Below are 26,597 nucleotides of genomic sequence, written 5' to 3'. Positions count from 1 at the left end.
TTCGCCGACAGCCCTACCCGCTTCCGGCGGGCGGAATGGGCACCTGGCATGCCTGCTTCCTCCCCTAGCCATGCGGTCGGCGCGCGCGCCCACCCGGGACTGGCACACGAACCGATGGACAATAAACCGTTTCTAACCAAGTCCTTACATGCCGCGCCAGATAGGACATCGACCTACCGCATGACGACGGCCTGCCGCGTGAGACGCTGCCCGCCCGCCTCCAGCCGGACCACGTAGACGCCCGCGGCCAGCGCCGTGCCATCCAGCAGCGTCTCGTGACGTCCGGCCGCCACCTCGCCGTCGGCCAGGACGGCCACCTCGCGGCCCCGCACGTCGTAGACCGCCAACCGCACCCGGCCCGCCTCGGGCACCGCGAACGCGACCCGCACCAGCCCGGCCGACGGGTTCGGCACGACGGGAGACAGCGAAACCTCCCGCACCTCGTCGGCCGACGAGGCCGCAGAGGCCCCGATGCGGAGCACGAAGCGGTCCGCACCACTCTCGATGTCCGCGATCTCATGGAGCGGTACCTCGTCGAGACTCGGCCGCGGCGCGACCTGGAACGCCACCTCGGACCGGGACCGCACGTCGATCTCGGCCCCGGTGACGAGGTCGACCAGCGTGACCGGAAGCCCCCCGGGCAGCGCCGCGGCGTCCCAGCGGAGCGTGAGGTCGGCGGCGGCGCCTCGCGTCTCGACCGCCAGCGGAATTTCGGCGGCGGCGAACGGGCGCACGTCGTAGCCGACGAAGGCGTGCTCGCCGCTCGCCCCGGCATGTCGGGCGCCGATCATCGCGTAGGTGTCGGCGGGCACCTGGAGTTTTTCGGCGTCCTCGGCCTCGTCGAACCCGGCGCGCGCGTCTTCCTCGAACACGACCGTGAACGCGCGGTCGGCGAGTGGGCGTCCGTCAGCCGCCGTGCCATCGAGGGTGAACGCCAGACGCGGCGATGCGGCTGGGCTGACTGCCGAGCCCGGACTCGTCACGTCCTCCGTGCGGGCCGCCACGGGCGCGCGCAGGGCCGAGACGGATGCGCTGGCCGGAATCGTGAGCGTCCGCGGCTGGCCCGAGACCGGTGGCCCCTTCGCACGGACCCGGAAGGCCACCCAGGGGCCGACCGAGGCGGGCGCGTCGTCCCACGTCTGCGCCACCGGGTCGTAGACCCAGACCGGCGCGTTGGGGCTCAGGTTGTCGCCGCCGGGCCAGTCGCCGATGCCGGTCAGGTCGAGGGCGGTGCCGAACGGGTTGGCCAGGAAGGTGAACCGGTTGCCGCCCGTGTTGAGGTCCAGCACCACGTCGGCCGTGTTGGCGGGCAGGTCGGTGGTGAGCGTGAACGGCAGCGGCACCGACTGGCTGATGTCCGGGTTGCCGTTGGCGTGGTCGTAGAATCGCCACCGAAACGCGCGGCCGAGTGCGAGGACCTCGCCCGTCCCCGACGACGGCACCCAGGCGCCCGCGACGGGGTCGTAGGTCGTCTCTAGGTTGGCCGGGCTGGCGGCCGGGTAGTAGCCGGGCACGCCGCGGACGAGGTTCTGAGCCGCGAGGTCGTCCACGGTGAGTCCCGAGGCGGGCGGCCCGAGGAAGCGGACCCCGCGCGGCGTGTCGATCACGATCGAGACGGGGCCGTCCGTCGGCAGGCCGCCGCCGCACCAGAAGCCCTGGCAGATGGCGCCTCCCCCTCCCGAGACTTCGCCGACAACGCTCTGCCCGATGGTTCCCTGGACTCCGAACGTCGCGCCGGAGGCTGCCGTCGCGCCTCCGCCCACCACGACCCGCGACAGCTCCACCTGCGCCACGGCGACGCCGGGCGCCACGAGCAGCACGAGAGCGAGCAAACGGATCGAATGACGCATCGGAGAACCTACAGTTCGGGAATAGACGCCTCCCCCCTCGCGCCGTTCTCCGCGACCCCGCGAACGCGCCGTCGTCCGACAGGCCCACCTCGGCACCGCTCTCAGCAGACTCGGCACACACGACGCGGCCGGCCCCCCGGAGAGAGCCGGCCGCGCAGGGAGCCGGACGACGTGCCGTCCCGGAAAGAGCCCGGTCCCGGTTCGCTACCGCACGACGGTGACCGTTTGCGTGCGCACCGCGCCGTCGGCCGTCAACCGGACGATGTAAATGCCCGCCGTCTGCCCGTCGGGGTCCCACGTCCACTCGGAGGTGCCGGCTGAGACCGCGCCGTCGAACACGACCGCCACGCGGCGGCCGAGTGCGTCGAACACGTCCACGCGGACCTCGGCGGCCTCGGCCAGAGTCGCCGCGAGGCGGACGGCTCCGACGGCCGGGTTCGGGCTGGCCGTCAGCTGCAGGCCGACCTCTTCCGCTCCCCCCTCCGACGCGGTCGCCGGATCGAAAGAGAACGTCTGCAGGATGGTGCCTTCCGCCCCCTGGAAGCCGACCGTGCGGACGACGTAGGACGTGCCTCCCGTCACCGGGAACGTCACGAGTGAGCGCGTGCCGACGGGCGCGTCGTCGTTGCAGGCGACCTGTTCCCCGATCGCGCCGGCCTCCGTGATCACGTGCACCGACCCGATGGTGTCGAACGAGGACTCGGCCCAGTCGATGGTCACGCTGCCGTCGCCGGGAGCCGTGAAGATGCGCCAGACCGAATTCCGCCCATCGTTGGCCTCGGCGACGCAGGCCGCCACGCTCTCACCGGCCTCCTCGGTGGCGCCGATGTTGAGGTCCGGGTACAGCGCCGGGGCGTTCGAGAAGACCAGGGCGCCGGGCGCGGCGGCGACATTGTCGTTCGGCGCCTCCGCGACGAACGTGCTCAGGAGGCCGCTCACCCCACCGACGCCGACGGCCAGTTCTCCCTCGGCCCCATCGTATCCCGTCACGCGCAGGAAGTAGCGCGTGCCCGGCACCGTGTCGAACGTGACGTAGGAGCCGTCATCGGGGCTCCCCAACGTCCGGTCGTCGTTGCAGGCGACCTCGGTAAGAGAGCCCTCGCTGTCGAGCGTGTGGATCGTCAGGATGGTGTCGACCGGGTCCGCCCCGCTCCCTCCGGCGTACGCCTCCACGGTCCCCACCCCGGTCGCTGCGAAGGCCCACCACACGGCGTTGCTGCCGTCTCGGCCCGCGCCCACGCAGGAGGCGGGCGGGTTGAACGTGTCCTCGATGTCCGCGCCGACCAGCGTACCGACCTTGTTGGTGTCGGACGCCGCGATCGGGTAGGCCGCGAAGGCGAAGTCATTGACCGGCGGGTCTCCGCCGGACGGCGTGGTCACCACGAGCGACACATCGTCGACGAGGGCGCCGAAGAACGCGTCCGCCGTCGTTCCGGCCACCTCGACGCCGACGAATCGGATCGTGTGCGGCTGGCCGTCGGCGAAGAACGAGAGGTCCACGTTCCGCGCGACGTAGTCCGGGAAGGACGCGGCATCGTCCTGGGTGAAGGCCTCCAGTTGGATGGTGTCGATGAACACGGCGAACTCGCCGCTCCCGTCGTCACCGGCGCCGAGTTGGAGGTGGTACGTCAGAAGCGCGCTCGTGGCGTCGGCCGGAATCGTGACCGTCTGCGCTACGGACATGTCGTTGGACTCACTCAGCCCAGCGAGAAACACGTACTGGGCTCCGGTTCGCGGCGGCCGGCCGCACGTGTCATCACAAAAAGGGCTCGTGGCGGAACTGGTGGTTTCGCTCCAGCCCAGCGGCGGCGTCCCCTCGAAGGAGCCGTCGAGGACGAGGTCCTGCTGGGCAAGCACGGCGGGCGCGGCGAGCAGGAGGAGGGCGGAGAGGAGGAGTCGCAAGGGAGTCATCGGGGATGAAGGAGGTTCACCCTTCCCATAGCCGAACCCGGTCGAGACCTAATCATGGTCGGCATAAGGTTTTCCGGTCCGCTATCCTGTAGGCCTCCAGCCTGCCTGTCGATGCCCGCCCCGGCAGACCCGCTCGACGTCTCCGTGACCCGACTGCTCCACGCCGCTAGCCGCGGCGAGCCCGACGCCCTCGACGAGGTGTTCCCGCTCGTCTACGGCGAGTTGCAGCGGCTCGCCCGCAAGGTGCGCAGCGGGCGAGCGGGCGACACCCTCAACACGACCGCGCTCGTCCACGAGGCGTACCTCAAGCTGGTCCGCACCGACGACGTGGCGTGGAACGGGCGGCAGCACTTCTTCCGGGTCGCGGCCCGGGCCATGCGCCAGGTGCTCGTGCGCGACGCCACCCGGCGGCAGACGGCCAAGCGCGGCGGCGGACAGGCGCCTGTCGAGCTCAACGAAACCATGCACGGCGCGGCGATGGCCGACGACGACGTGTTGGCGCTCGACGAGGCGCTGGGGCGCTTGGAGGCGCTCGACGCCCGCCAGGCGGCCGTCGTCGAGATCCGGTTCTTCACGGGCCTCACCCTGGAGGAGACCGCCGAGACGCTGGGCGTTTCCGTGCCCACCGTCAGCCGCGACTGGCGGATGGCGCGGGTGTGGCTGGCCCGCGCCCTCGCCGCCTGAGCCATGGACGCCGACCGCTGGGCCGCGCTTCAGCCCTTGCTCGACCAGGCGCTCGACCTCACCCCCGCCAAGCGCGCGGCGTTCCTCGCCCACCAGCCAGACCCGGAGGTGGCCGCCGACCTGGCCGCTTTGCTCGACGCCGCCGACGAGGTCCCTGCCATCCTGGATGGCCCGCCGGCCTGGGACGCGCACGCCCTCCTCGACGACGCGACCGCCGAGGCGGACGACCTCGCCGGGGTGCACGTCGGGCCGTACCGATTGGTCCGCGAGTTGGGCCGGGGCGGGCAGGGCCGCGTCTTCCTCGCCGAGCGCGACGACGTGGGCACGCAGGTAGCGCTCAAGCTGGTCCACGGTGCCCTGGCCGCGCCCGAGGTGGTGGGCCGATTTCTGACGGAGCGGCGCGTGCTCGCCGGGCTCGTGCACCCCCACATCGCCCGGCTGCTCGATGCCGGGACGGCCGACCTCGGCGGCCTCAGCCCCACGCCGTACCTCGTGATGGAGGCCGTCGAGGGCCGGTCGATCACCGCCCACGTCGCCGAGACTCGCCCTCCCCTCGACGAGCGCCTCCGCCTCTTCGGACAGGTCTGCGAGGCCGTCGCGTTCGCGCATGGGCGGCTGGTCGTCCACCGCGACCTCAAGCCGTCGAACATCCTGGTCGAGGACGGGCCCGAGGGGCCGCGCGTCAAACTGCTCGACTTCGGCATCGCCAAGCTGCTCTCCGACGACGCGGAGGGCCTCACGCGGACGGGCCAGTCGCCTCTCACGCCCGAGTACGCGGCGCCGGAGCAGGTGCTGAGCGGCCCCGTCACGGTCACGACCGACGTCTACGCGCTCGGCGTGATCCTCTACGAGTTGCTCACCGACGCACGGCCGTACGACACGTCGGGCGGCTTGCGCGAGGCCGTCCGCGCGGTGTGCGACGAGGAGCCCGCCCGGCCCTCGACCAGGGTGCCCGATGCCGACCGCGCCCGGTCGCTCCGCGGCGACCTCGACGCCATCGTGCTGCGAGCGCTCGCCAAGTCCCCCGACGTGCGCTACGCCTCCGTCGATGCCTTCCTCGCCGACCTCCACCGCCACCGCGACGGGCTTCCCGTCCTCGCGCGCCGGGCGACCGCGCGCTACCGGGCGACCAAGTTCGTCCGTCGCCACGCCCTCGCGACGAGCGTCGCCGCCCTGGTGGTGGTGCTCGGGATCGGCACCGGCGTGCGTGAGGTGTCGCTCCGACGGTCTGCCGAGCTCGCTCGCGACGAGGCGCAGGCCACCGCCGCACTCCTGACCGACGTCTTCGACGCGACCAGCGACGCCGTCAGCTCGGAGATCCGGCGCGACACGCTCCGCGCCGTCGACCTGCTCGACCGCGCCGCGACTCGGCTCGCCGCGACCCCCGACCCCGATCCCGCGCTTCAGGCCCGCCTGACCCTCCACCTCGGGCAGATCTACGCCAGCCTGGGCCTGGAGGACCGCGCGGCCAGCCAGTACCGCGAGGGCGTCCGTCTGCTGCGCCCCCTCGGCGGCGCTCCCCTCGCCGACGCCCTCTACCTCGTTGGCATCAATGCGACCGCCCGCGGACTCTGCACGGAAGCCGAAGCCGCCCTCACGGAAACAGTCGAGATCGGTCGGCGCGAGCGGCTCCCCGCGTCGGCGACGGCCAGCGCGCACGGCGCACGGGGCGGCGCTCTGGCGTGCCTCGGCCGCTACGACGAGGCCATCTCGGATGCCCAGGCCGCCCAGCGATATGCCGCCACCCAGCCTGGAGACGACGGCACCTCCCTCCATATCCTGAGCGACATGCTCGACCGGGGCGGACGGCGCGACGAGGCCATCGACGCGATTCGCCAGAGCCTGGCGCTGGCGGCGAGCCTCTACCCTGAGGGGCACCAGGTCCTGACGGCGCGCCGCCTCATGCTGGGCCGCCTCCTCGCCGACGCCGGGGCCGACGGAGCCGCCGAGCGCGTCCTCCGCACGGCCTACGAGACCTCGCGGGCCCGCATCGGCCCCCGCCACGGGCGGACGCTCGCGGCACAGGGCGCGGTCGCCGAAGCCCTCGCCCGCCTCGGGCGGACCGCCGAGGCGGAGCCGCTCGCCCGCGACGCAGTGCGGGTGGCGCAGACCCTTCCGCCCGCAGACGCCGTCGCCCGCATTCGGGCGCTCCAGTCCCTCGCCCGCGTCCGCCTCGCCGCCGGGCGGCCGGAGGACGCGGAGGCCCCAGCCCGGGAGGCCGTCGCGTTCGCGACCACCCTTCCCCTCTGGAGCGTGACCACCTTCCCCGAGACCCACCGCACCCTCGCCGAGTCTCTGCGCCGCCAGGGCCGCGCCGCCGAAGCCGAGGCGGCCGAACGAGAGGCCGAGGCCGTCGAGGCGCGCATGACCGCTCGCGCCTCCAGGTGAGCGACAGGCCCCCACCTGAGGCCTTGCACCTGCGCGCACCCTCGTCTAGAATTGACGGAGCGGCACTGCAAATTGACAGCCTCCCAACGTCCGGCGCGCTAGGTTTCACTCACACCTGAAACACCACCGGCACGGCCGGCCATCTCCATGGATCACAAGGAAGGAAAGTACAAGGTCGCCGACCTCTCCCTCGCGCCCGAGGGCCGCATGCGGATCGAGTGGGCCGAGAGCCGGATGCCGGTGCTCATGAAGCTCCGCGAGGAGTACAGCCAGTCGAAGCCGTTCGCCGGCTACAAGATCACGGGCTGCCTCCACGTCACCAAGGAGACCGCCGTCCTGTGCGAGACGCTCAAGGCGTGCGGCGCGGAAGTGGCCTGGAGTGGCTGCAACCCGCTCTCGACGAACGACTCGGTCGCGGCGGCGCTCGCGATGGGCCCCAACGGCGACGAGGACGGCATCGAGATCTACGCCTGGTACGGCCAGGACACGGAGGGCTTCTACTGGTCCATCGACCGGTCCATCGACAAGACGCCGGACACGACCCTGGATGACGGCGCCGACCTCATCTTCCGCGTCCACAGCGCCTTCCCCGAGAAGCTGGCCGACATCATCGGTGGCTCGGAGGAGACCACGACGGGCGTCCACCGCCTGCGTGCCATGGCCGACGACGGCAAGCTGGGCTACCCCGTCTACGCCGTCAACGACGCCGAGACGAAGTGGGACTTCGACAACGTCTACGGCACCGGCCAGTCGACGCTCGACGGCATCCTGCGCGGCTCGTCCGTCCTGATCGCGGGCAAGAACTTCGTCGTCGCCGGCTACGGCCACTGCGGCCGTGGCGTCGCCATGCGGGCCAAGGGCATGGGCGCCAACGTCATCGTGACCGAGATCAAGCCGACGGCCGCCCTCAAGGCGACGCTCGACGGCATGCGCGTCATGACCATGGAGGAGGCCGCCAAGGTCGGCGACATCTTCGTGACCGCCACCGGCATGAAGGACATCATCCGCGGCGAGCACTTCGTCTCGATGAAGGAGGGCGCCATCGTCTGCAACACGGGCCACTACGACGTCGAGCTCAACCTCGGCGAGCTGGCCGAGATCTCGCAGGACACGCGGATGATCCGCGACGACAACCGCGAGTACACGATGGACAACGGCAAGAAGATCTACGTCCTCGCCGACGGCCGCCTCGTGAACCTCGCCGCCGCGGAGGGCCACCCCTCGGAGGTCATGGACATGAGCTTCGCCAACCAGTTCCAGGCCCACCTGGCGCTGATCCAGGCCAAGGAGGCCGGCGAGGAGATGCCCAAGGCCGTCCTCGACCTCCCCGAGGAGCTCGACCAGCAGATCGCCCGCGTGAAGCTGGAGACGATGGGCCTCCAGATCGACGAGCTGACCCAGGACCAGATCGAGTACGCCACCGACTACTCGGCCGGCACCTGATCGTCTGACTCCCCGTCCCGCTCGCGGGACGGCCCCGACCGGGGTGCCTACCGCCATAGGCTCCCGGAAAGAGCGCCCACCCCCTTTCTCGGGGGGTGGGCGTTCGCCTGTTCAGCCCCCGCCTCGGTGCCGAGGTGGGCATGGGCCGAGCGCACACGGCCCCACGACGACGAGATGGGGGCGAGGTTGGCAGAGCCGTCGGCGTTGCGCGTGCTCACCAGCACGACGGGCGTCCCGAGATAGAGGATGGTCGGGTCCAGCGTCCGGGTAGGCGCGGTCGAGAGGTCGGCGAGGGAGAGCATGGCGGTGCGGAGGAGAGCCCCAACCTCGGCCCGACGTGACCCCAGCGGCTTCCCGGTTCATGATCTCGAACTCCCTCGCCCTGGTCCATTTTGCCCCCGCGCTCCCTCCGCCTCGGCCCCGAGGCGGGCAGGGTCGTCCGCCCCGCGTGGAGCACCGATCCCGTAGGTTGCCTCCCCGCCCCGACCGAACGCATGCGCACGCTCCTCCTGCTGGCCGCCCTCCTCCTCGCCCTGCCCACCTCGGCGCAGTCGCGAGCCGACGCCAGTTCGCAGGCGGGTGACTGCCCCTACCCGGTCGTCTTCGTCCACGGCTTCACCGGCAGCCAGGCCTCCTGGGAGCCCTTCACCGGCCACCCCGACGTCGCCACGATCTGGGGCCCCCGCGCCGACGTGTTCCACGCTGTCCTCAACGCCTATGAGAACGAGGAGCGCATCGCCGGCCCCGACGGCGTCCGCGACACCCCCGACGACGACGTGCTGGTCAGCTTCGCCAACCGGTCCAATGCCCTCGCGCCGGGCTGCGTCTATGCGTCCAACTGGGAGAACTTCTGGAACGAGGACCCCGCCAATCCGCTGCTGGAGGTCAACTCAGGCGACTCCCCCGGTGGCCTCTTCGCCTCGGAGAGCGACTCCAACGAGGAGGCCGTTCAGAAGCAGGGCTACACCCTCGGCCGCCTGATCGACGCGGTGCTCGCCGCCAACCCTGGCAAAGACCGCGTCATCCTCGTCGGCCATTCGATGGGTGGCCTCGCCATTCGCGAGTACCTCCAGCGCCGCGACGGCGCTGGCACGCCCATGTGGTGGGTCGAGCCGACCGCGCCCGGTGGACACCGCGTCGCCCGCGTCCTCACCGTCGGCACCCCGCACCGGGGCAGCAACCTGTTCGGCAACCCCTTCTTCGACGACCCCGGCCTCGACGGCACACCCGACATCAACAGCGCCGCCGTCCGCGACCTGCGCTACAACTACTTCTGCTTCATCTGCAACGGCCCCGCCCCCTACTTCTGGGGGGGCGAAGAGGACGGCATCGCGGCGGGCTTCCACACGGACGACGTGGACCTCGACGGCGACGAGACCTCCACCATCACCGGCATCAACATCGACGGTCGCGACCAGGGCTTCGGGGATGCCGAGGACGGCACCCTCGACAACCCGGCGATGCCCCTCCCCACCGACCTCCACTATACCTGGCTCACGTCGGACATGGGCACCACCGGCGACGGCGTCGTGGATATCACCCGCCAGTGGATCTACGACGCCAGCGGCCCCGTCCCCAGCGATGGCGTCCCCCACCGCCTCGCGGACTCGCTCCTCACCGACTCCTTCCACCTCGACCAGCAGGAGGACACCGACGCCGTCATCCGCGGCCTCGACGAGCCCGACTACCCCGTCTGGGCCTACGCCCTCGCCGTCGGCCCGACGTACGCCGCCACCGCGACCGTCCGTTCGATGAGCACGCCCGACGGCCCGCCCACTGAGGACCCCGACTGGTTCCGCGTGGTCGGCCCCGCGCGCATCGTCGTGATCCCGACGCCGGGCCTGGCGGGCCGGATCGACGCCTACGAGGGCACCCCGCCCCCGTACACCACCGCAGACGGCGACGCGACCGCCGCATGGGAGGCGGGCGACATCCGCCGCGCCCTGGTGGTCCCCCCCGGCCTGAACCACGTCCGCGTCACCCACGCCGGCGTCGGGATGCAGTCCTGGCGGACGCCCTACACCGTCACCGCCCAGCCGCTCCCGCTCGTCGTCACGGCGACCCCACGCAACGCGCCCGTCGTCATCCCGGCCGGCGGCGGCGGCTTCCGCTACGACGTGCGGATCCTCAACCGCAACGCCGTCGACCTCCCCGTCGAGGTCTGGGCCGACGCCCTCGGCCCCGACGGCGAGTTGTCGGACGTGGCGACCGCGCCTCGCCCGGCCACCGCCCTCCCCAGCCGGACGACCCGCGTCACCATCCGCCAGAACCTCCGCCGCACCGCCGCGCCCGGTGCCTACACCTACCGCGTCCACGTCGGGACCTACCCGGATGCAGACCTCACGGTCACCTTCCCGGTCGAGAAAGCGACTGCTCTCACAGCCGCCGCCGCCTCCACCTCGGCCGATGAGGCAACCGAGGCAGGCCTGGGCGCTCCCAGTCCCAACCCACTCCGCACGCGCCTGACGGTGCCGCTCACGCTCGACGCGCCCGCTACGGCCACGGTCGCCGTCTATGACGTGCTCGGCCGCCGCGTCGCGACGCTCTGGGACGGTCCGCTGGCCTCCGGAGCGCACCGTCTCGTGTGGGACGCCGCCGACGCCGCCCCGGGCCCCTACGCCATTCGCGCGACGGTCGGCGGACGCACCGAGGTAAGACAAGTCGTGCGGATCCGCTGACATCGCCGGGAGCACCCCTGCTCCTCGGCGCGTTACACTCCGTTCCCACCGACGGGGTCCGCGGAGCGCTGGCACCTCTCGTCGGAATCTTCTGCGCCGAGGTCGGCTGTGACCCTACGCGTCCTCTACCAGAGCACCGACGCGCTCCCAGGCCGCCGCGGGCGAGTCGCTCGCCACCGAGCCTGTGGTCCCCTCCTTCGGGGGGCTCGGCGGCCCCGCAGGCGGGCTCACGGAGAGTCGTAGTCGTCGATCTCGATGAGGCCATCGTTGGTCGCCGCCCAGACGGTCGAGCCCTGGACCAGAAGGTCGCTCGCTGCACCTCGATAGCGTCGGTCCGCGACGCCGCCGACGTACCGCACGATGTGGCCGTCCGGGGCCCCGACCCACATCCGGCCTGGGGTGGACAGGGCCACCGTCCCGCACCCCGAGGTGCTCGGCGGGAAGGACGCCTGCTCGGCCCAGCCCGAGCCGGTCCACGTCGCGACCGTGCACAGTCCGCCGGTCGGGCCGGTGAGCGCGAACACCTGCCCGTCCGGCGTCCCGCCGACGCGGCTCGCCGCGTCGGAGCCGAGGCCCGAGGTCGACTGCCAGCCCGTCCCGTCGTTTCGAAGCACCCCGCGGTCAGACGTCGCCAGCCAGTGGACGCCGTCGGACGAGATGTGGTACCCGAGGAGGGACGGGGGCACCGAGTCGTACTCGTATGGGCCGCTCTCGATGAACGCGACGCGCTCCCCCTCGATGCGCATGAGGTGCTGGCGACTCTGGTGGATGCCGTAGAACGCCTCCCCAAACCCGGCTCCGGCCTGGAGTCCGTCGTCGTAGAACACCCGGTACGCCGCCCCAGTCTCTCCGGTCGCGAGGTCGACGCGGTGGAGGTACGTCTGCCCTCCCCCCGCTGCCGTGCGGTGCTCGACCCACGCCACCTCGCCGTCCGAGTCGAGGTAGCGGTCGAACCCCGTGGACCGCTTCACGAAGGAGACCCCGTCCGTGGAGGACCAGAACGACGAGGGAAACTCCGAGAGGTGCACCCACAGCTCGCCACTGACCCCGGAGTAGACCGCGCTCACGTCGGACTCATAGGGCGAGGGGCTGGAAACGCCGCGACGCCACAACGTCTGCTCGATCTCCACCGGGAGACTCGCCGTCGCCAGCCGGTCGGCGTACAGCGTGTCCCCGTCCACGACCCCGATGAACGTGTCCCGGACCTCGACCGCGAAGGTGAGGGTGCCGTCCAGTTCACTGACTGAGGCCACGTACTCCAACACGCCGTCCTGCGGCGGAGACGCCCCGACACGCTCTTCGCCGAGCGTCCCCTGCACAGACGCGATGCCCGTCTCTGAGTTATCGCCCGTGACGCGGACGCGAAGCGTGTCCCGGACGGGACTCGCGCTGAGGACCTCGACCGAGATCTGGAGCGGAGGCACCGAGGCCTCGAACTCCTCCTGGCGCTCCTCCAGCGTCACGGAGTCGCACGCGCCGAGGACGACAGCGAAGAGAACGAGGCACGACACGACGAGGCGACGCATAGGGATCGAAATGGAATCCAAGAGGAGTCGGTCGAGAAAACCTACCGACCGGGTCGCCGGACTCGCCTGTGACTTTCGTGCGCCCTCCCGCTCGCCCACCCGTCAGAGTTCGCTCGGTCGGTTGACGTTGTGGAGGCCGCGTATGGACACCTCGCGTGCCTCAAGCCGGTCGACGAGGCCGTGCAGCGCGAGTCGCCCCGCCGCCAGGCGCTCTGCCACGACTGGCCCGACCGTCGCCACGCGCCACAGTGCCACCGTCGGCTGGCGACGCCCATCGTCGGCCAGCGCCACGGCGACATCGACGGCCTCGGGCACGTCGCCGAGGAGTGGCTGAAGGGCCTCAGCCGTGAGAAAGGGCAGGTCGACAGCGGATGACACGAGCCAGGGCGTCTCGCAGGCGGACAGCCCAGCGGCCAGCCCAGCGAGCGGACCTCCGTCCGGGACGGCATCGAGAACCACGCGGGCGTCGATGGGATAGGCGCGCGGCGTCGGCCCGGTCGCCACGAACACCGAAGCGGCGTGGGCGGACAGCGCGGTGTGGACGCGCGCCACGAACGGAACGCCGTCCAGCGCCGCGAGCGCCTTGTCGCGCCCGAAGCGCCGACTCGCGCCCCCTGCAAGAATGAGCCCGGTGACCTCAGCGCGCGTCGGCATCGGGGTGCGGGAAGAGGTCCGTCTCGTCCGGCCGCTTGTGCAGGCAGTCGAAGTCCTTCTCGACGAGGAGGCGCAGCGTCCGCCCGTCGCCCGCGTCCTGCGTGCCCTCGAACCCGACGCGTTCGTCGTCCGGCCATCCAGCAAGCCACTCGCGCGGCACCGAGACGGTCACCGTGCCCCCCTCCACCTCGGCACCGAGGTGGGAGACCTCAGCGGCGCAGAAGATGTAGCGGAGTACGGCGCCCGGTGCGACGTGCATCGCGCCCTCGACGGCGCCCGTCTGGTCGAGCGTGCGGAGGTCGCCGCGCGACAGGCGCAGGCGGAGAGAGTCGTCCTGGATGCGGAGCTTCACGGGGAGCGGGGAAAGTGCGACGGTACGTTCGGCGTCCGCCCGTGCTCCCCATGCCGACCCTCTCCCGCCCCGCCGTCCTCCTGCTGACCTCGGCGACGATGGCCGCGTTCGCCGCCAACTCGGTGCTCGCCCGGCTGGGGCTGGCGACGACCGAGACCGGCGCGGCGAGCTTCACCGCCGTCCGCGTGGCGACCGGTGCTCTCGTGCTATGGACGATCGTCCGCGCGCGCCGCCAGGCAGTGGGCGGAAGCTGGCCCTCGGCCGTGGCGCTGATGGTGTACGCGGCGGCCTTCTCGGTCGCCTACCTCCAACTAGCCGCGGGCACGGGCGCGCTCGTGTTGTTCGGCGCCGTCCAGCTAACGATGATCGGCTGGGGCGTTTTCCAGGGCGACCGCCCGAGTCTCCCGGTGTGGACCGGGATCGCGCTGGCCGTCGGCGGCCTCGTCGCCCTGTTGCTGCCCGGGCTGACCGCGCCGCCCTTGGTTCCCGCGCTGCTGATGGCCGCCTCGGGCGTCGGCTGGGGCGTGTACTCACTGAGGGGCCGCGGCTCTCAGCACCCGGCGGCCGACACGGCGGGCAACTTCGTGCGCGCCGTCCCCCTGGCGGCGCTGCTACTGCTTCCCGCCGCGCTGGGCGACGGACTCCGGATGGACGGGCTGGGGTTGGGCTACGCGCTCGCCTCGGGCGCCGTGACCTCCGGGCTCGGCTATGCGCTGTGGTACGCCGTCCTCCCGAGCCTGCGGGCGACCTCCGCGGCGACGGTCCAGCTCAGCGTGCCGGTGCTGGCAGCACTGGGCGGCGTGGCGTTGCTGGGCGAGGCCGTCACCCCCCGCCTGGTGCTGGCGTCCGTGGCGACGCTCGGTGGCATCGCCCTCGTGGTGCGCCAGCGCCGCTGACCACGCGGGCGTTGGTGCCGGGGCAGGATGTCTGCCCCTTCGCAATTACTTGTTGCAACAGACAAGTAGGAGAGGCGTTGAGCCGCCGACCCACCTCCCACCCCTATGCTCCCCGTCCTCTCCGCCCCCCTCCGCCTCGACGACGATGCGCAGGACCTCCTCTTCCGCGAGGCCCGCACCGCCAACGCCTTCACCGACGAGTCCGTCACCGACGAGCAGATGGAGGCCATCTATGACCTCGTCAAGTGGGGCCCGACGGCCGTGAACGGCCAGCCCCTGCGCGTTCTCCTGGTGCGCTCCGACGAAGCCAGGGCTCGTCTCCTGCCTCACGTCGGCGAGGGCAACCGTCGCAAGACCGAGAGCGCTCCCCTCGTGGCCGTGCTCGCCTACGACACGGACTTCCACGAGGCCCTGCCGCGCGTCTTCCCCCACGCGCCCGCCGCGAAGTCGTGGTTCGAGGGCAGCCCGGAGCAGGACGCCGCGCGGGCGGCCGGGGCGCGCGACAACGCGTGGCTCCAGGCGGGCTACTTCACCCTGGGCATCCGGGCTGCCGGTCTGGCCGCCGGTCCGATGGCCGGATTCGACGCGGCCGGCGTCGACGCGGAGTTCTTCGCGGACCGGCAGTGGCGGTCGTTCCTGGTCGTCAACATCGGCCGACCGGCCGAGCAGGGCGCGTGGTTCGACCGCTCGCCGCGCCTCGACTACGACGAGGTGGTCGAGACCGTCTAGCCCGCCTCGGCGAGCCGCCCGGCGCCCGCGTACACGTTGAACCGTCCGTCGCGGACGAACCCAAGCAGCGTCATCCCGTGCTCGGTCGCCAGGTCCACCGCCAGTGACGACGGGGCGCCGACGGCGGCCAGCACGGAGATCCCGGCCATCAGCGCCTTCTGCGCCAGTTCGAACGACGCCCGGCCGCTCACGAGCAGCACGTGCTCGGCCGGCACGTGGGCGCCCTCGGCCAGGAACGAGCCCACCAGCTTGTCGACGGCGTTGTGCCGCCCGACGTCCTCCCGCACGCGCACCAGTTCGCCCGCCTCGGTAAAGAGCGCGGCCGCGTGGAGCCCCCCGGTCTGCTCGAACACGTCCTGCGCCTGTCGCAGGCGGAGGGGCAGCGCGTGAACGGTCTCCGGGCGGAGCGACGGACCGCCGGGCAGCGTCGGCGCGCCCGACACCGCGACGGCCTCCAGCGACGCCTTCCCGCAGACGCCGCAGCTGGAGGTGGTGTAGACGTGCCGCTCCAACCTCCGCGCGTCGAACCGGACGTGGTCGGCCAGTGTGACGACGACGATGTTGGGATCGCGCTGGCCGCCCTGGAGCGGCGTGTGCGCCACGTCGATCACGTCGGTGGGCGCGTGGATGACGCCCTCGCCTGCGAGAAAGCCGAGCGCGAGCGCGGCGTCGTGGCCGGGCGTCCGCATAGTGACCGCGAGGCGCTGGACGCGGGGCTCGGCGGCCGTCCCCCACCGCAGGCGGATCTCCAGCGGCTCCTCGGCCGCCACCCAGTCCATGTCCGCCTCGGGCGCCCCGTCGCGGACCCGCACGACGGCGACCTCTCGGGACGCGATCGTCTGCACTGTCATTCCGGCTGCGCGCCGTCGCGACCATCGTGGGACGAGTGGACGGGCGGCTGGGGATCGTGGAGTTGGCTGCCGAGGGTACCCAGCAGCGTCAGCGCGGCGTCGAGGCCGCGGCGCACCTCGGGCTGGCGGAGCTTCTTCAAGACCGTCAGCGAGCCCGGCGCGTCGTCGGCGTCGTCCAGCCGCTCCCCGGCGTCGGCGAGGGCGCGGTCGAGGGCGGCCACGAACCGGTCGAGGCCGTCGGCGTCGATGCGGCCGAGCAGCTTGGCGAGCACGAGCAGGTTGGCGAGCCCGTTGCGTCCCTCATAGGTGTTCAGCCCGTCCAGCACGACCGCCATCACCTCCTGGAACTGGCTGACGAGCCCGTTCAGCACGCGCAGGGTGCCTGACGTGTGGAGGGTCTCCAGCAGTCGATTCAGGTCGTCTTGCGCGGTAAACGCCTGCTCGCCGGGCGGCGCGGGCGGGAGGTCGTAGGCGAGGGGCTGGGCCATGAGGAAAGAGGGATGGCGGGATTCGGGATGGAGAGGGATGCGGGGCTCAGGATGGAGAGGGGCAGCATCGGTTGACGCGTCCCTCATCCCGTATGCCTCATCCCGCATCCCTCCTGTACCCGACCGGCGGGCGCTGGAGGACGGGCAGGTCGTAGTCGGGCCGCGCCCACTTGCGCTCCACCTCGACGCCGTTCTGGGGTGTCGGCGAGCCGTAGCGGTGGTGCGTGGCCGCGATCGGACGCTTGCGGCGCTCGCCCCGAGGTGGGCCGTCGAGCACCTCCATCTGGACCGCCAGTTCCTTGTAGGCAGGCGTGTGGCTGTCTGGATCGACGTGGTTCGAGGTGAGGTAGTTGACCGCGTGTGCAGCGGACGACAGCGGCATGTAGAGCTCGCCGTCGCGCACCTGGTCGCTCACGAGCACCTGCACCTCCACCTTGCCGCGCCGCGACGCGAGGCGCACCCAGTCGCCGGTCGCCACCCCGCGCTCCCGGGCGAGGTCGTGGGACACCTCGACGTAGGTGTCCGGCACGATCGCGTTCAGCCCGGCCGACTTGTGCGTCTGGTTGCCGACGTGGAAGTGCTCCAGGTTGCGGCCCGTGTTGAGGTGGAGCGGGTACTGCTCGTCCGGCGCCTCACTCGGCTCGGTCCACCCGAGCGGGTAGAGCCGCGCCTTGCCGTCGGGCAGGTGGAAGCCGTCCGTGTAGAGGAGCGGCGTGTCGGTGCCGTCCGCGTCGACGGGCCAGCAGAGGGACCGGTAGCCTGCGAGGCGGGCGTAGGTGACGCCCGCGAAGAGCGGCGTCGTGGCCGCGACCTCGTCCATGATCTCGCCCGGGTGCGTGTAGCCCCAGTCGTGGCCGCAGTGGCGCGCGAGGTCGGTCAGGATGCGCCAGTCGGGGCGGCTGTCAGCGAGGGGCGGGATGGCCTGGTAGAGCCGCTGGATGCGGCGCTCGGTGTTGGTGAACGTGCCGTCCTTCTCCAGGCTCGGGCTCGCCGCCAGCACCACGTCCGCGAACTGGGCCGACTTCGAGAAGAAGATGTCCTGCACCACGAACAGGTCCAGCTTGGCGAGCGCCTCCTGCACGTAGTGCGCATTGGCGTCCACGAGCGCGATCTCCTCGCCGACCAGGAAGACGGCCTTCAGCGTCCCCTCGTGGATCGCGTCGATCATCTCGCGGTTGTCCAGCCCCTTCGTCGCCGAGAGCGGCACGCCCCACGCGGCCTCGTACGTCGCCCGCACCTCGGGGTCGTCGACCGGCTGGTAGCCGGGGAAGAAGGTGTTGATGGAGCCGAAGTCCGAGCACCCCTGCACGTTGTTGTGGCCGCGGAGCGGGTACCCGCCCGTGCCCGGCTTGCCGAAGTTGCCAGTAACCAAGAGCAGGTTCGAGAGGGCCGTGCTCGTGTCGGAGCCCATCTTGTGCTGCGTGACGCCCATGGCCCACAGCCCGCAGACCGTCTCCGCCTCGGCGATGCGCCGCGCGATGTCGATCAGCGTGTCCTGCGCGATGCCCGTCATCTGCTCCGCGTAGGCGAGCGTGAACGGCTCCAGGCTCTCGCGGTAGCTCGCCTCGTGGTTGACGTGCTGGTCCAGGAAGGCGCGGTCCTCCCAGCCCTGGTCGAAGATGTACTTGGCGACCGCGCTCATCCAGATCAGGTCCGTCCCCGGGGTCGGGCGGATGAACACGTCGGCGCGCTGGGCGGTCAGGTGCGCGCGGATGTCGGCCACAATGTGGGTCTGGCCGTTCTGCTTCTGGGCCGCCCGGAGGTGCGCCGCCAGGACGGGGTGGCTCTGGTCTGTGTTGGTGCCCACCATCAGCACGAGGTCGGCCGCGCGGATGTCGTCCATCGTGCCCGCGTCGCCACCGTAGCCGACCGTCCGCCACAGGCCGACCGTCGCGGGCGCCTGGCAGTAGCGGCTGCAGTTGTCGACGTTGTTCGTCTTGAACACGGCGCGGGCCAGCTTCTGGACGAGGTAGCTCTCCTCGTTCGTCGCCTTGGACGACGCGATGAAGGCGACCGAGTCCGGCCCGTGCGCGTCGACGATGGCGCGCATCCGCGTCGCGACGGTCTCCAGGGCGTGGTCCCAGGTCGCCTCGGCGAACGTCTCGCCGCCCTGGCCGTCCGGCACGCGGACGAGCGGGCCGCGCAGACGCTCCGGCGCGTTGACGTAGTCCCACCCGAACTTGCCCTTGACGCAGGTCGAGATGCCGTTGGCCGGCCCCTCGCCGGTCGGCTCGATCTTGAGGATGCGCCGCTCGCGCGTCCACACCTCGAACGAGCAGCCGACGCCGCAATACGTGCAGACGGTCTTGGTCTTGTCGATGGAGGCCTCGCGCATCGCGGCCTCAGCGTCCGAGAGCGCGAAGATGGGGCTGTTGCCGATGAAGGGCTCGACGGCCTTGACCACGTCCACGGACGGGTAGAAGACGTTCGACTGCAGGTTGGTGAAGTGACCGGCCTCACCGATCATGGTCTTCTCCATGAGCGCGTTGCACGGGCACACCGTCACGCAGTGGCCACAGCTGACGCACGAGGACTCGCCCGCGAGCGCGCCGCCGTCCCACTGCACCCGGGGCACGTCGGCCTCCCAGTCGATCGAGAGCGTCTCGGTGACCTGGACCTCCTGGCACGCCTCGACGCACTTGCCGCAGACGATGCACTGGTCGGGGTCGTACTGGTAAAACGGGTGACTCGCGTCGGTCTCGTAGGGCTTCCGCTCGAACGGGTAGCGCTGGTGCTCGACGGCGACGTGCTTGGTCGCGTTGTGGACCGGGCAGTCGCCGTTGTTCCGGTCGCAGACCGTGCAGTACAGGTTGTGATTCCCGAGCAACCGGTGCATCCCCTCCTCCCGCGCATCGCCCGAGGCGGCCGTCCGCGTGGCGACCACCAGCCCGGCGCGGACGGGCGTCGCGCAGGCGCGGGCCAGCGTGCCGTCGACCTCGACGAAGCAGGTGTCGCAGGTCTGGATCGGCCCCAGTTCCGGCTGGAAGCAGACGTGGGGGACCGAGTGGCCACCCGGCCCGCCCTCGGTCGCCGTGCGCTGGCCGTCGGCCTGGTCGAGGCGGTCGAGCAGGGTCGCCAGCCACTCGCCGTCGCGGCCCTCCACCGCGCGGCCGTCGACGGTGAGTTGGACGACCTCGGCGGTGGCGTCGGACGCGAACCCGCGGTGGGCCTGGGGAACGGTACGCAGCAGGTCCATGCGGAGGCATCGTGAAGGGAGCGCAGGGTACACCCGCCGCGGGCGGTCGGGATCCGGCGCGGCGCTCGGGACTCGCCTGACTGCCTCCGCCTCGGTCGGCCTGCCACCAGGGTCGGCCCGCGACCTCCCCGAGGCGAGAGGGGCCGGAGGCATCAGTACCCGGCGTCGAGGTCCACGCGGTTGCGGAGGTCGCTGCCCGCTCGCCACCGATTGAGGTTGTCGGCGAACAGGGCCAGCGCGCGGTCGGCGTAGCGCGGCGTGTCGCCCGCGACGTGGGGCGTCACGATCACGTTGTCCATCGTCCACAGCGGCGACGAGGCGGGCAGCGGCTCGTCCTCGACCACGTCGAGCCCGGCCGCGCCGACCTGCCCCGAGCGCAGCGCCTCGATCAGGTCGTACTGGTCGACCGTCTCCCCCCGGCCGACGTTGACGAACACGGCCCCGCGCTTCATGGCACCGAACACGCTCGCGTCGAGCATGCGGTACGTCGCGGCGGTGGCGGGGAGCGCAGCCACGACGGCGTCCGCCTCGGCCAGTTCATCGGTCATGGCGTCGGGCGTGACCGTGCGGAGGGCGCCGGGCGTCTCGCGCCCGCTGTGGCGCACGGCCACCGCCGTCATGCCGAAGGCGTCGGCCAGCCGGATCACGCGCTCGCCGATGGAGCCGGCGCCGATCATCACGAGGCGCTTGTTCAGCCACTCGAACACGCCCCCGTAGTCGTCCGACGTGCCCCACCGGCGGTCGCGCTGGTCACGGAACGCGCGGGGTAGGTCGCGCGCGACGGCCAGCAGCATCGCGAACACGTGCTCGCCGATGGGAACGGCGTGGACGCCCGACGCGCTCGTCACCATCAGGTCCGGGTGCGCCGACGAGTCGAACGCCTCGTGCGCGACGAGCCAGTCGAGCCCGGCACTCCACGACTGGATCCACTCCAGGGCCGGTGCCTCGGCCACGAGCGCGGGCGGGAAGTAGCCGAGGGCGACCGTGACCTCGCCGAGGTGGGGGCGGACGTCCTCCTTGGAGCGGGTGCGGACGACCTCGAACTCGGGCGCCAGGGCGCGGACGCGGTCGAGATCGGGGAGTTGGTCGTCGGGGAGGCAGACGAGGAGGGTGGGCATCCGAATGCGCGAGAGGGAAGCGAGGCACGAACCGGCGCGCGGCGGGGATCCTCGGGGATGGCCCGAGGCGAGGCTCGTGACGAACACCGCAGGAGCGTCAGGGTTGGACTCCTCCCCTCTCTCCCACACCTCCCATGTCGAGTTCGAATCCCTCCGCCCATCTGCAGCCGTCGATCTGGAAAGGCGCCCTCGCCGGGCTCATCGGCGGGCTCGTCGGCACGGTCGTCAAGAGCCAGGCCGAGCCCATCCTCCAGAACCTCGGCGAGCGCTGGTTCCCCCCGACGCACGCCCAGAAGGAGCGCCCCGGAGCCGACGTGCAGGGCCACCCCGACCGGATGCCTCCGTCGTACATGGCCCAGGGCGCGACCGACCTCGTCGGCGTGACGCTGAGCCGCGACGAGAAGCTGGAAGCGCAGAACGCCATCCACTGGACCTTCGGGACGAGCGCGGGCGTGGCCTACGGCGTGCTCGCCGAGGTGACCGACGCGGAGGTCGGGTTCGGCATCCCCGCCGCCGCGGCGCTGTTCGCCGCCACCCACGGCACGACGCTCCCGGCCGCCGGCCTCCAGGCCTCCCCCCGCGACATGCCGACCGCGTGGTGGGTCTGGGAGTTCGGCTCGCACCTCGTCTACGGCCTCACCGTCGACCTCGTCCGCCGGGGCGTGCGGACCGCCCTCGGCTGAGCCGGTCCGCCTCGGCGCGGCGAGCGACACCTGCTCGCAGGTACGTTAGGCGGCCCTGTCCTCCCCTGCCGTGCCCGACGGTTCCTTACTCCCCCCTCCCTCGGACGCCGCCGAGACCGATGGCCGCCTCGATCAGGTCGCGGCGCTGGTCGACTTCGGGACGCTGGTCATCGACGGCGACACCGCGACCGCGGACGCGCGCGGCGCCGAGCTGTTCGGCCTGCCTGTTGGGCTCCCCGTCCCTCGCACCGATGTCCTCGCACGGTTCCACCCGGCCGACCGTGCCGAGATCGAGCGCCGGTCCGCGGCGTCTCTCCCCCCGGACGGAGACGGGAGCTTCGCCATGGAGTCCCGCGTGATCCAGCCCGACGGCTCGGTCCGCTGGCTGGACGTGCACGAGCGGGTCGTGTCTGACGGGACCGAGAGCGGCCATCGTCCCCGGCGCACCGTGCTCGTCGCCATCGATCGGACCGAGGTCCGCGCGGCGAGCGCCGCGGCGGCGCTGGCCTCCGCGGATCTCCAGACAGCGCTCGACGCGGCCAGCATGGGACGATGGGACGTGGACCTCGCCGACGGCACCGTCTTCGGCGACGCCCAGTTCCAGGCCATCCACGGCGACCCGCCTGTGGCCCGCCGACGCTCGTTCGAGGAGGCGACCCTGCTTCTCCACGAGGCCGACCGGGAGCGCGTGCTCGCGGCCTACCGGCGGGCGGTCGACTCGGGCGGCGCCTTCCGTGAGGAATACCGGGTCACCCACCCGTCGGAGCCTGTCTGCTGGGTGCGCGTCACGGGGCGCGCCATCGACGCGGGCCGCATCGCGGGGGTCGTCCAGGACATCACCGAGGCGAAGCAGGCCGAGGAGGCGCTCCGGCAGAGCGAGATCGACTTCCGCCGGCTCGCCGACGCCACGCCCCAGCTCGTCTGGACCGCCCGCCCGGACGGCACCGTCGAGTACTACAACCAGCGGCGGGACCTCTACGGAGGCATCGAACCCGCCGAGGACGGCACGTGGGCATGGGCCCCGGTGGTCCACCCGGCCGACCTCGGGCGGACGACCGAGGCGTGGGAGACCGCAGTCGTCGAGGGCATGCCGTACGAGTGCGAGCACCGCGTTCAGATGCGCGACGGCAGCTACCGCTGGCACCTCAGCCGCGCCGTGCCCGCCCGCGACGAGCGCGACCGCGTCAGCCGCTGGTACGGGACAGCCACCGACATCCACGCGCTCAAGGAAGCCGACGAGCGGCTCCGGCAGAGCGAGGCCCGCTACCGAACCCTGTTCGACTCCATCGACGTCGGGTTCAGCATCCTCGACCTGATCTACGACGCCGACGGCCGGCCGGTGGACTACCGCTTCGTGGAGACCAACCCCGCGTTCGTGGCACAGACCGGGCTCGTCGGCGCCGAGGGCCGGAGGGCCTACGAGCTGATCCCCGACCTCGAGCCCCACTGGGTCGAGACCTATGCCCGCGTCGCCGAGACGGGCGAGCCGCTCCGGTTCGAGAACGGCTCGGATGCCCTGGGCCGCTGGTTCGACGTCTATGCCGTTCGTGTCGGAGGCGAGGGCAGCATGCGGGTCGCACTCCTGTTCACCGACATCACCGAGCAGCGGGCGGCCGAGCAGGCACTCCGGGCACTCAACGACGAGTTGGAGGACCGCGTCGAAGCGCGGACGGCCGAACTCGAACGGTCGAACGCCGAGCTCGACCAGTTCGCCTACGTGGCCAGCCACGACCTCAAGGCTCCGCTCCGCGCCATCGACAGCCTCGCGGCCTGGATCGAGGAAGACGCCAAAGACGTCCTGCCCGAGCCCTCGGTCCGGCACCTGTCGCTCCTCCGCGGCCGGGTCGGGCGGATGGAGCGGCTCCTCGACAGCCTCCTGACGTACTCTCGCGTGGGGCGCAAGGAGGCTGCGCCCGAGGCCATCGACACCGCGGCCCTCGTCCGCGAGGCGGTCGCGCTCGTGGCCCCGCCCACGGGCGTCGAGGTCCAGGTGGCGGGCACGTTCCCGACGCTCGTGAGCGCGCGGGCGCCGCTGGCGCTCGTCATTCGCAACCTCGTCTCGAATGCTGTCAAGCACCACGACCGACCGGACGGGCGCGTGACGGTGTCGGCCCGGATGGACGGCGACTGGGCGGAGTTCACGGTCGCCGACGATGGGCCAGGCATCGCGCCCGAGTACCGGGACCGCGTGTTCGGCCTGTTCCAGACCCTCCGCCCGCGAGACGAGGTGGAAGGCAGCGGCATGGGGCTCTCGATCGTCAAGAAAGCGGTCCAGAGCCGGGGCGGGCGGGTGTGGATCGAGCCTGGCGAGGGGCGGGGGGCTATGTTCCGGTTCACATGGCCCACACAGGTAGACACCTAACGTCTTGGAAGTAAACAGCGTCACCCTCCTCCTGGTCGAGGACGATGCCATCGACGCGGAGGCCATCCAGCGCGCCTTCCGGCAGCATCGCATCGCCAACCCGTTCGTCGTCGTGCGCGACGGGGTCGAGGCGCTCGCGGCGCTGCGTGGGGAGAGCGAGGTCGAGGTACCGCATCCGTACGTCGTCCTGCTCGACGTCAACATGCCGCGCATGAACGGGATCGAGTTCCTCGATGCCATCCGTGCCGACCCCGCGCTGTCACGCACGATCGTGTTCGTGCTCACGACGAGCGACCGCGAGGAGGACAAGGTGGCGGCCTATGAACACAACGTGGCCGGCTACATCCTGAAGAGCCGGGCGGGCGAGGACTTCCTGGAGGTGGTCAAGCTGCTGCGCGTCTACTGGCGCCTCGTCGAGTTTCCGCCGAGCCAGGGCGCCGCCGCATGACTCCGGGCTTCCGCATTCTCCTCATCGACGACGACGAGGTGGACCGGGCACGGGTCCTCCGCGCGCTCCGGCCCGAGCACGAGGTCTGCCAGGCCGCCACGGCCGCCAAGGGCAAGGCGTGCATTGAGACCGGCTTCGACGGCCACGCCCCCGACGTGGTCCTGCTCGACCTCCGGCTGCCCGACGCGGACGGCCTCGCGCTGCTGCCCTGGTTCACCGACCTCGGCCTCCCGGTGGTCATGCTGACGGGCGTCAGTGACATGGAGGTCGCCGTCGAGACGATGCGGGCGGGCGCGCTCGACTACATCGCCAAGGGGAATCTCACAGCCGAGTCGCTCGAGCGGGCCCTCCAGCGCGCCGTCGAGACGGCCGCCCTCCGGCGCGCCGTGGCCGACCACCAGGCCGAGATCGCGCGGCAGCGCGACCAGATGGTCGAGCAGGCCGACGCCCTGGCCGTGTCGAACCGCGAGATCCGCGCGCTCGCCTCGGCCCTCACGCTCGCCGAGCAGGCCGAGCGCCGACGCATCTCGGCGCTCCTCCACGACCACGTCCAGCAGTTGCTCTTCGGCGCGCAAATCCTGCTGGAAGGCGTCCAGAAGACGCCCGAGGCGGCGCCCTTCCGCGACCGCATCCTTCGCGCCTACGACATCGTCGGCGAGGGCATCGAGGCGACGCGCCAGCTCGCGCTCGGCTTCACGCCGCCCGTCCTCGACGCCGACGACTTTTCGCTCGCGCTCCGGTGGCTCGCCACCCACGTCCACAAGACGTACGCGCTCACGGTAGAGGTCGAGGCCCGCGACCCCGTCGTGATCGGGGACCGGGAGGTGCGGGTCCTGCTGACCGAACTCGTCCGCGAGCTGCTGTTCAACGTCGTCAAGCACGCCCGCGTGGACCGCGCTACTGTACACCTTCGCCGGGACCGCCAGGAGGTCGTGGTGGTGGTGTCCGACGCGGGCGCCGGCTTCGATCCTGCCAGCCTCGCGGCCGACGAGCAGTTCGGGCTCTACAGTGTCCGGCGGCGGCTCGAACTCCTGGGTGGGCGGTTCGAGATCGCCTCGTCCGTGGGCCAGGGCACCCGGGCGACCCTGTGGATCGCGGCCGCCGAGACGTCTCCCCTCGCGGAGACGTAGCCGGAGCCTCCCGCCCGGGGAGCGCTGCGAGTCCTCGGCGCACGCGGGAGGTGTGGAACTGAGGCTCAGGACCGGCGGTCCTGAGACCCTCCGCGGCCACCTCGGTGGCCCTGTCCTCACCTACCCGGCCACGCGCCTGCCCCCGTGATCTACCGCAACGACTCTGCCCCGTACGCCCCCGCCGCCGACCGGTACGACGCGATGGACTACGTCCGCTGCGGGCAGTCGGGCCTGAAGCTGCCCGCCGTGTCGCTCGGCCTGTGGCACAACTTCGGCTCGGTGGATGTGTACGAGAACGCTCGCGCGATGGCGCTGCGGGCGTTCGACCTCGGCATCACGCACTTCGACCTCGCCAACAACTACGGCCCCAAGCCGGGCTCGGCCGAAGAGACGTTCGGCCGGATCCTGGCCGAGGACCTCGGGCCGTACCGCGACGAACTGGTGATCTCGACCAAGGCGGGCTACGGCATGGGCCCCGGCCCGTACGGGGAGTGGGGCTCGCGCAAGACGCTCCTCTCCAGCCTCGACCAGAGCCTCGACCGGATGGGCCTGGACTACGTCGACATCTTCTACAGCCACCGGTTCGACCCCGAGACGCCACTGGAGGAGACGATGGGGGCGCTGGCGCACGCCGTCCACGCGGGCAAGGCGCTCTACGCGGGCATCTCGAACTACCCGCCCGAGCAGACGCGCGAGGCGGCCCGTCTGCTGGACGAGTTGGGGGCGCCGCTGCTGATCCACCAGCCGAAGTACAGCCTGCTCGTCCGCGACCCCGAGGCAGGCCTGTTCGACGCGCTGACGGAGGTCGGCGCGGGAGCCATCGTGTTTTCGCCACTCGCGCAGGGGCTATTGACGGACAAGTACCTGGACGGCATCCCCGAGGGATCGCGCGCCGCACGTGCCGAGGGCTTCCTGCGGGAAGACCAGGTCACCGACGACGTGGTGGAGACCGTCCGTCGGCTCCGGGAGATCGCGCAAGGCCGCGGACAGTCGATGGCGCAACTGGCGCTGGCGTGGACGCGCCGCCGGCCGGAGGTGACCTCCACCCTCATCGGCGCCAGCCGCGTCGCGCAGATCGAGGAAGCCGTCGCGATGCTGGCCCAGCCGCCGCTGTCTGACGACGAGATCGAAGCCATCGACGCCATTCTGAAGGGCTGAGCGAGGGCGGGCTCCAAACGGGATCGATGCGGCCCCGCCGAGAGGTGGGCCC

The 26,597-nt window shown here is 71.7% G+C and carries 21 protein-coding genes; 11 read left to right on the top strand and 10 right to left on the bottom strand.

Annotated elements, in window-relative coordinates; genetic code table 11:
* Positions 1 to 173 precede the first annotated feature (173 nt).
* Both B1759_RS09895 and B1759_RS09890 read right to left on the bottom strand, forming a co-directional pair.
* Complete coding sequence (locus tag B1759_RS09895) at positions 174 to 1,850, bottom strand: T9SS type A sorting domain-containing protein (protein WP_143537333.1); 1,677 nt, start codon at positions 1,848 to 1,850, stop codon at positions 174 to 176.
* A 204-nt stretch (positions 1,851 to 2,054) separates the two neighbouring features.
* Entirely contained in the window at positions 2,055 to 3,761 is a 1,707-nt protein-coding gene (locus B1759_RS09890; protein WP_095514839.1) for a T9SS type A sorting domain-containing protein, read from the bottom strand.
* A gap of 144 nt (positions 3,762 to 3,905) precedes the next feature.
* Between B1759_RS09890 and B1759_RS09885 the strand changes: the two genes are divergently transcribed.
* The 3 genes from B1759_RS09885 (at position 3,906) to B1759_RS09875 (ending at position 8,276) form a co-directional block, all read left to right on the top strand.
* Positions 3,906 to 4,445 carry an ECF-type sigma factor gene (locus tag B1759_RS09885; RefSeq protein ID WP_198948811.1) on the top strand — a complete coding sequence of 180 codons (540 nt, stop codon included), beginning with the start codon at positions 3,906 to 3,908 and terminating at the stop codon, positions 4,443 to 4,445.
* Positions 4,446 to 4,448: 3 nt separating this feature from the next.
* A complete protein-coding gene (locus tag B1759_RS09880) occupies positions 4,449 to 6,833 on the top strand; it encodes a protein kinase (RefSeq protein WP_095514837.1) in 2,385 nt (794 codons plus the stop codon).
* A 147-nt stretch (positions 6,834 to 6,980) separates the two neighbouring features.
* On the top strand, positions 6,981 to 8,276 hold the full coding sequence (locus tag B1759_RS09875; protein ID WP_095514836.1) for an adenosylhomocysteinase: 1,296 nt from the start codon (positions 6,981 to 6,983) through the stop codon (positions 8,274 to 8,276).
* A gap of 47 nt (positions 8,277 to 8,323) precedes the next feature.
* On the opposite strand, the gene B1759_RS19985 is transcribed toward B1759_RS09875, so the two are convergent.
* Positions 8,324 to 8,578 (bottom strand): hypothetical protein, encoded by a 255-nt coding sequence (locus B1759_RS19985; protein WP_198948810.1) that lies wholly within the window; start codon positions 8,576 to 8,578, stop codon positions 8,324 to 8,326.
* 192 nt (positions 8,579 to 8,770) lie between these two features.
* Between B1759_RS19985 and B1759_RS09865 the strand changes: the two genes are divergently transcribed.
* The gene (locus B1759_RS09865) at positions 8,771 to 10,954 is read left to right on the top strand and encodes a hypothetical protein (RefSeq protein WP_095514835.1); all 2,184 of its coding nucleotides are present in this window, start codon (positions 8,771 to 8,773) and stop codon (positions 10,952 to 10,954) included.
* A gap of 227 nt (positions 10,955 to 11,181) precedes the next feature.
* Here B1759_RS09865 and B1759_RS09860 read toward each other — a convergent pair whose 3' ends face one another.
* The 3 genes from B1759_RS09860 to B1759_RS09850 all read right to left on the bottom strand — a co-directional run bounded on the left by B1759_RS09860 (position 11,182) and on the right by B1759_RS09850 (position 13,486).
* Positions 11,182 to 12,480 carry a hypothetical protein gene (locus tag B1759_RS09860; protein ID WP_095514834.1) on the bottom strand — a complete coding sequence of 433 codons (1,299 nt, stop codon included), beginning with the start codon at positions 12,478 to 12,480 and terminating at the stop codon, positions 11,182 to 11,184.
* 102 nt (positions 12,481 to 12,582) lie between these two features.
* On the bottom strand, positions 12,583 to 13,134 hold the full coding sequence (locus tag B1759_RS09855) for a molybdenum cofactor guanylyltransferase (protein WP_095514833.1): 552 nt from the start codon (positions 13,132 to 13,134) through the stop codon (positions 12,583 to 12,585).
* Positions 13,118 to 13,486: a hypothetical protein gene (locus B1759_RS09850; RefSeq protein WP_095514832.1), complete on the bottom strand. Its 369-nt coding sequence runs from the start codon at positions 13,484 to 13,486 to the stop codon at positions 13,118 to 13,120. The genes B1759_RS09855 and B1759_RS09850 overlap by 17 nt, the downstream gene beginning before the upstream one ends.
* Before the next feature lie 50 nt (positions 13,487 to 13,536).
* Here B1759_RS09850 and B1759_RS09845 point away from each other — a divergent pair, with 50 nt between their 5' ends.
* Positions 13,537 to 14,382 (top strand): DMT family transporter, encoded by an 846-nt coding sequence (locus B1759_RS09845; RefSeq protein ID WP_095514831.1) that lies wholly within the window; start codon positions 13,537 to 13,539, stop codon positions 14,380 to 14,382.
* Between the two features lie 105 nt (positions 14,383 to 14,487).
* Positions 14,488 to 15,111, top strand: coding sequence for a malonic semialdehyde reductase (locus B1759_RS09840; RefSeq protein WP_095514830.1), 624 nt, complete (start codon positions 14,488 to 14,490; stop codon positions 15,109 to 15,111).
* On the opposite strand, the gene fdhD is transcribed toward B1759_RS09840, so the two are convergent.
* From fdhD to B1759_RS09820, 4 genes are all read right to left on the bottom strand, one after another.
* On the bottom strand, positions 15,108 to 15,962 hold the full coding sequence (fdhD, locus tag B1759_RS09835; RefSeq protein WP_095514829.1) for a formate dehydrogenase accessory sulfurtransferase FdhD: 855 nt from the start codon (positions 15,960 to 15,962) through the stop codon (positions 15,108 to 15,110). The two genes, B1759_RS09840 and fdhD, sit on opposite strands and share 4 nt — an antisense overlap.
* Entirely contained in the window at positions 15,959 to 16,450 is a 492-nt protein-coding gene (locus B1759_RS09830; RefSeq protein WP_095514828.1) for a DUF1641 domain-containing protein, read from the bottom strand. The genes fdhD and B1759_RS09830 overlap by 4 nt, the downstream gene beginning before the upstream one ends.
* A gap of 97 nt (positions 16,451 to 16,547) precedes the next feature.
* Positions 16,548 to 19,646, bottom strand: a complete 3,099-nt coding sequence (gene fdhF, locus B1759_RS09825; protein ID WP_095514827.1) for a formate dehydrogenase subunit alpha — start codon at positions 19,644 to 19,646, stop codon at positions 16,548 to 16,550.
* Positions 19,647 to 19,798: 152 nt separating this feature from the next.
* On the bottom strand, positions 19,799 to 20,764 hold the full coding sequence (locus B1759_RS09820) for a D-2-hydroxyacid dehydrogenase (protein WP_095514826.1): 966 nt from the start codon (positions 20,762 to 20,764) through the stop codon (positions 19,799 to 19,801).
* A 134-nt stretch (positions 20,765 to 20,898) separates the two neighbouring features.
* Here B1759_RS09820 and B1759_RS09815 point away from each other — a divergent pair, with 134 nt between their 5' ends.
* The 5 genes from B1759_RS09815 (at position 20,899) to B1759_RS09795 (ending at position 26,545) form a co-directional block, all read left to right on the top strand.
* Positions 20,899 to 21,447 (top strand): DUF1440 domain-containing protein, encoded by a 549-nt coding sequence (locus B1759_RS09815; RefSeq protein WP_095514825.1) that lies wholly within the window; start codon positions 20,899 to 20,901, stop codon positions 21,445 to 21,447.
* 70 nt (positions 21,448 to 21,517) lie between these two features.
* Positions 21,518 to 23,809 (top strand): PAS domain-containing protein, encoded by a 2,292-nt coding sequence (locus B1759_RS09810; protein ID WP_095514824.1) that lies wholly within the window; start codon positions 21,518 to 21,520, stop codon positions 23,807 to 23,809.
* A 4-nt stretch (positions 23,810 to 23,813) separates the two neighbouring features.
* Positions 23,814 to 24,257: a response regulator gene (locus tag B1759_RS09805; protein ID WP_095514823.1), complete on the top strand. Its 444-nt coding sequence runs from the start codon at positions 23,814 to 23,816 to the stop codon at positions 24,255 to 24,257.
* Entirely contained in the window at positions 24,254 to 25,387 is a 1,134-nt protein-coding gene (locus B1759_RS09800) for a response regulator (RefSeq protein ID WP_095514822.1), read from the top strand. The genes B1759_RS09805 and B1759_RS09800 overlap by 4 nt, the downstream gene beginning before the upstream one ends.
* A gap of 201 nt (positions 25,388 to 25,588) precedes the next feature.
* Positions 25,589 to 26,545 carry an aldo/keto reductase gene (locus tag B1759_RS09795; protein ID WP_095515102.1) on the top strand — a complete coding sequence of 319 codons (957 nt, stop codon included), beginning with the start codon at positions 25,589 to 25,591 and terminating at the stop codon, positions 26,543 to 26,545.
* The last annotated feature ends 52 nt before the right edge of the window (positions 26,546 to 26,597 follow it).

Origin of the sequence: Rubrivirga sp. SAORIC476 (assembly GCF_002283555.1) — a bacterium.
GTDB lineage: Bacteria > Bacteroidota > Rhodothermia > Rhodothermales > Rubricoccaceae > Rubrivirga.
The sequence above is the reverse complement of the archived record's forward strand: the minus strand, read 5'-3'. Positions and strand labels throughout refer to the sequence as shown.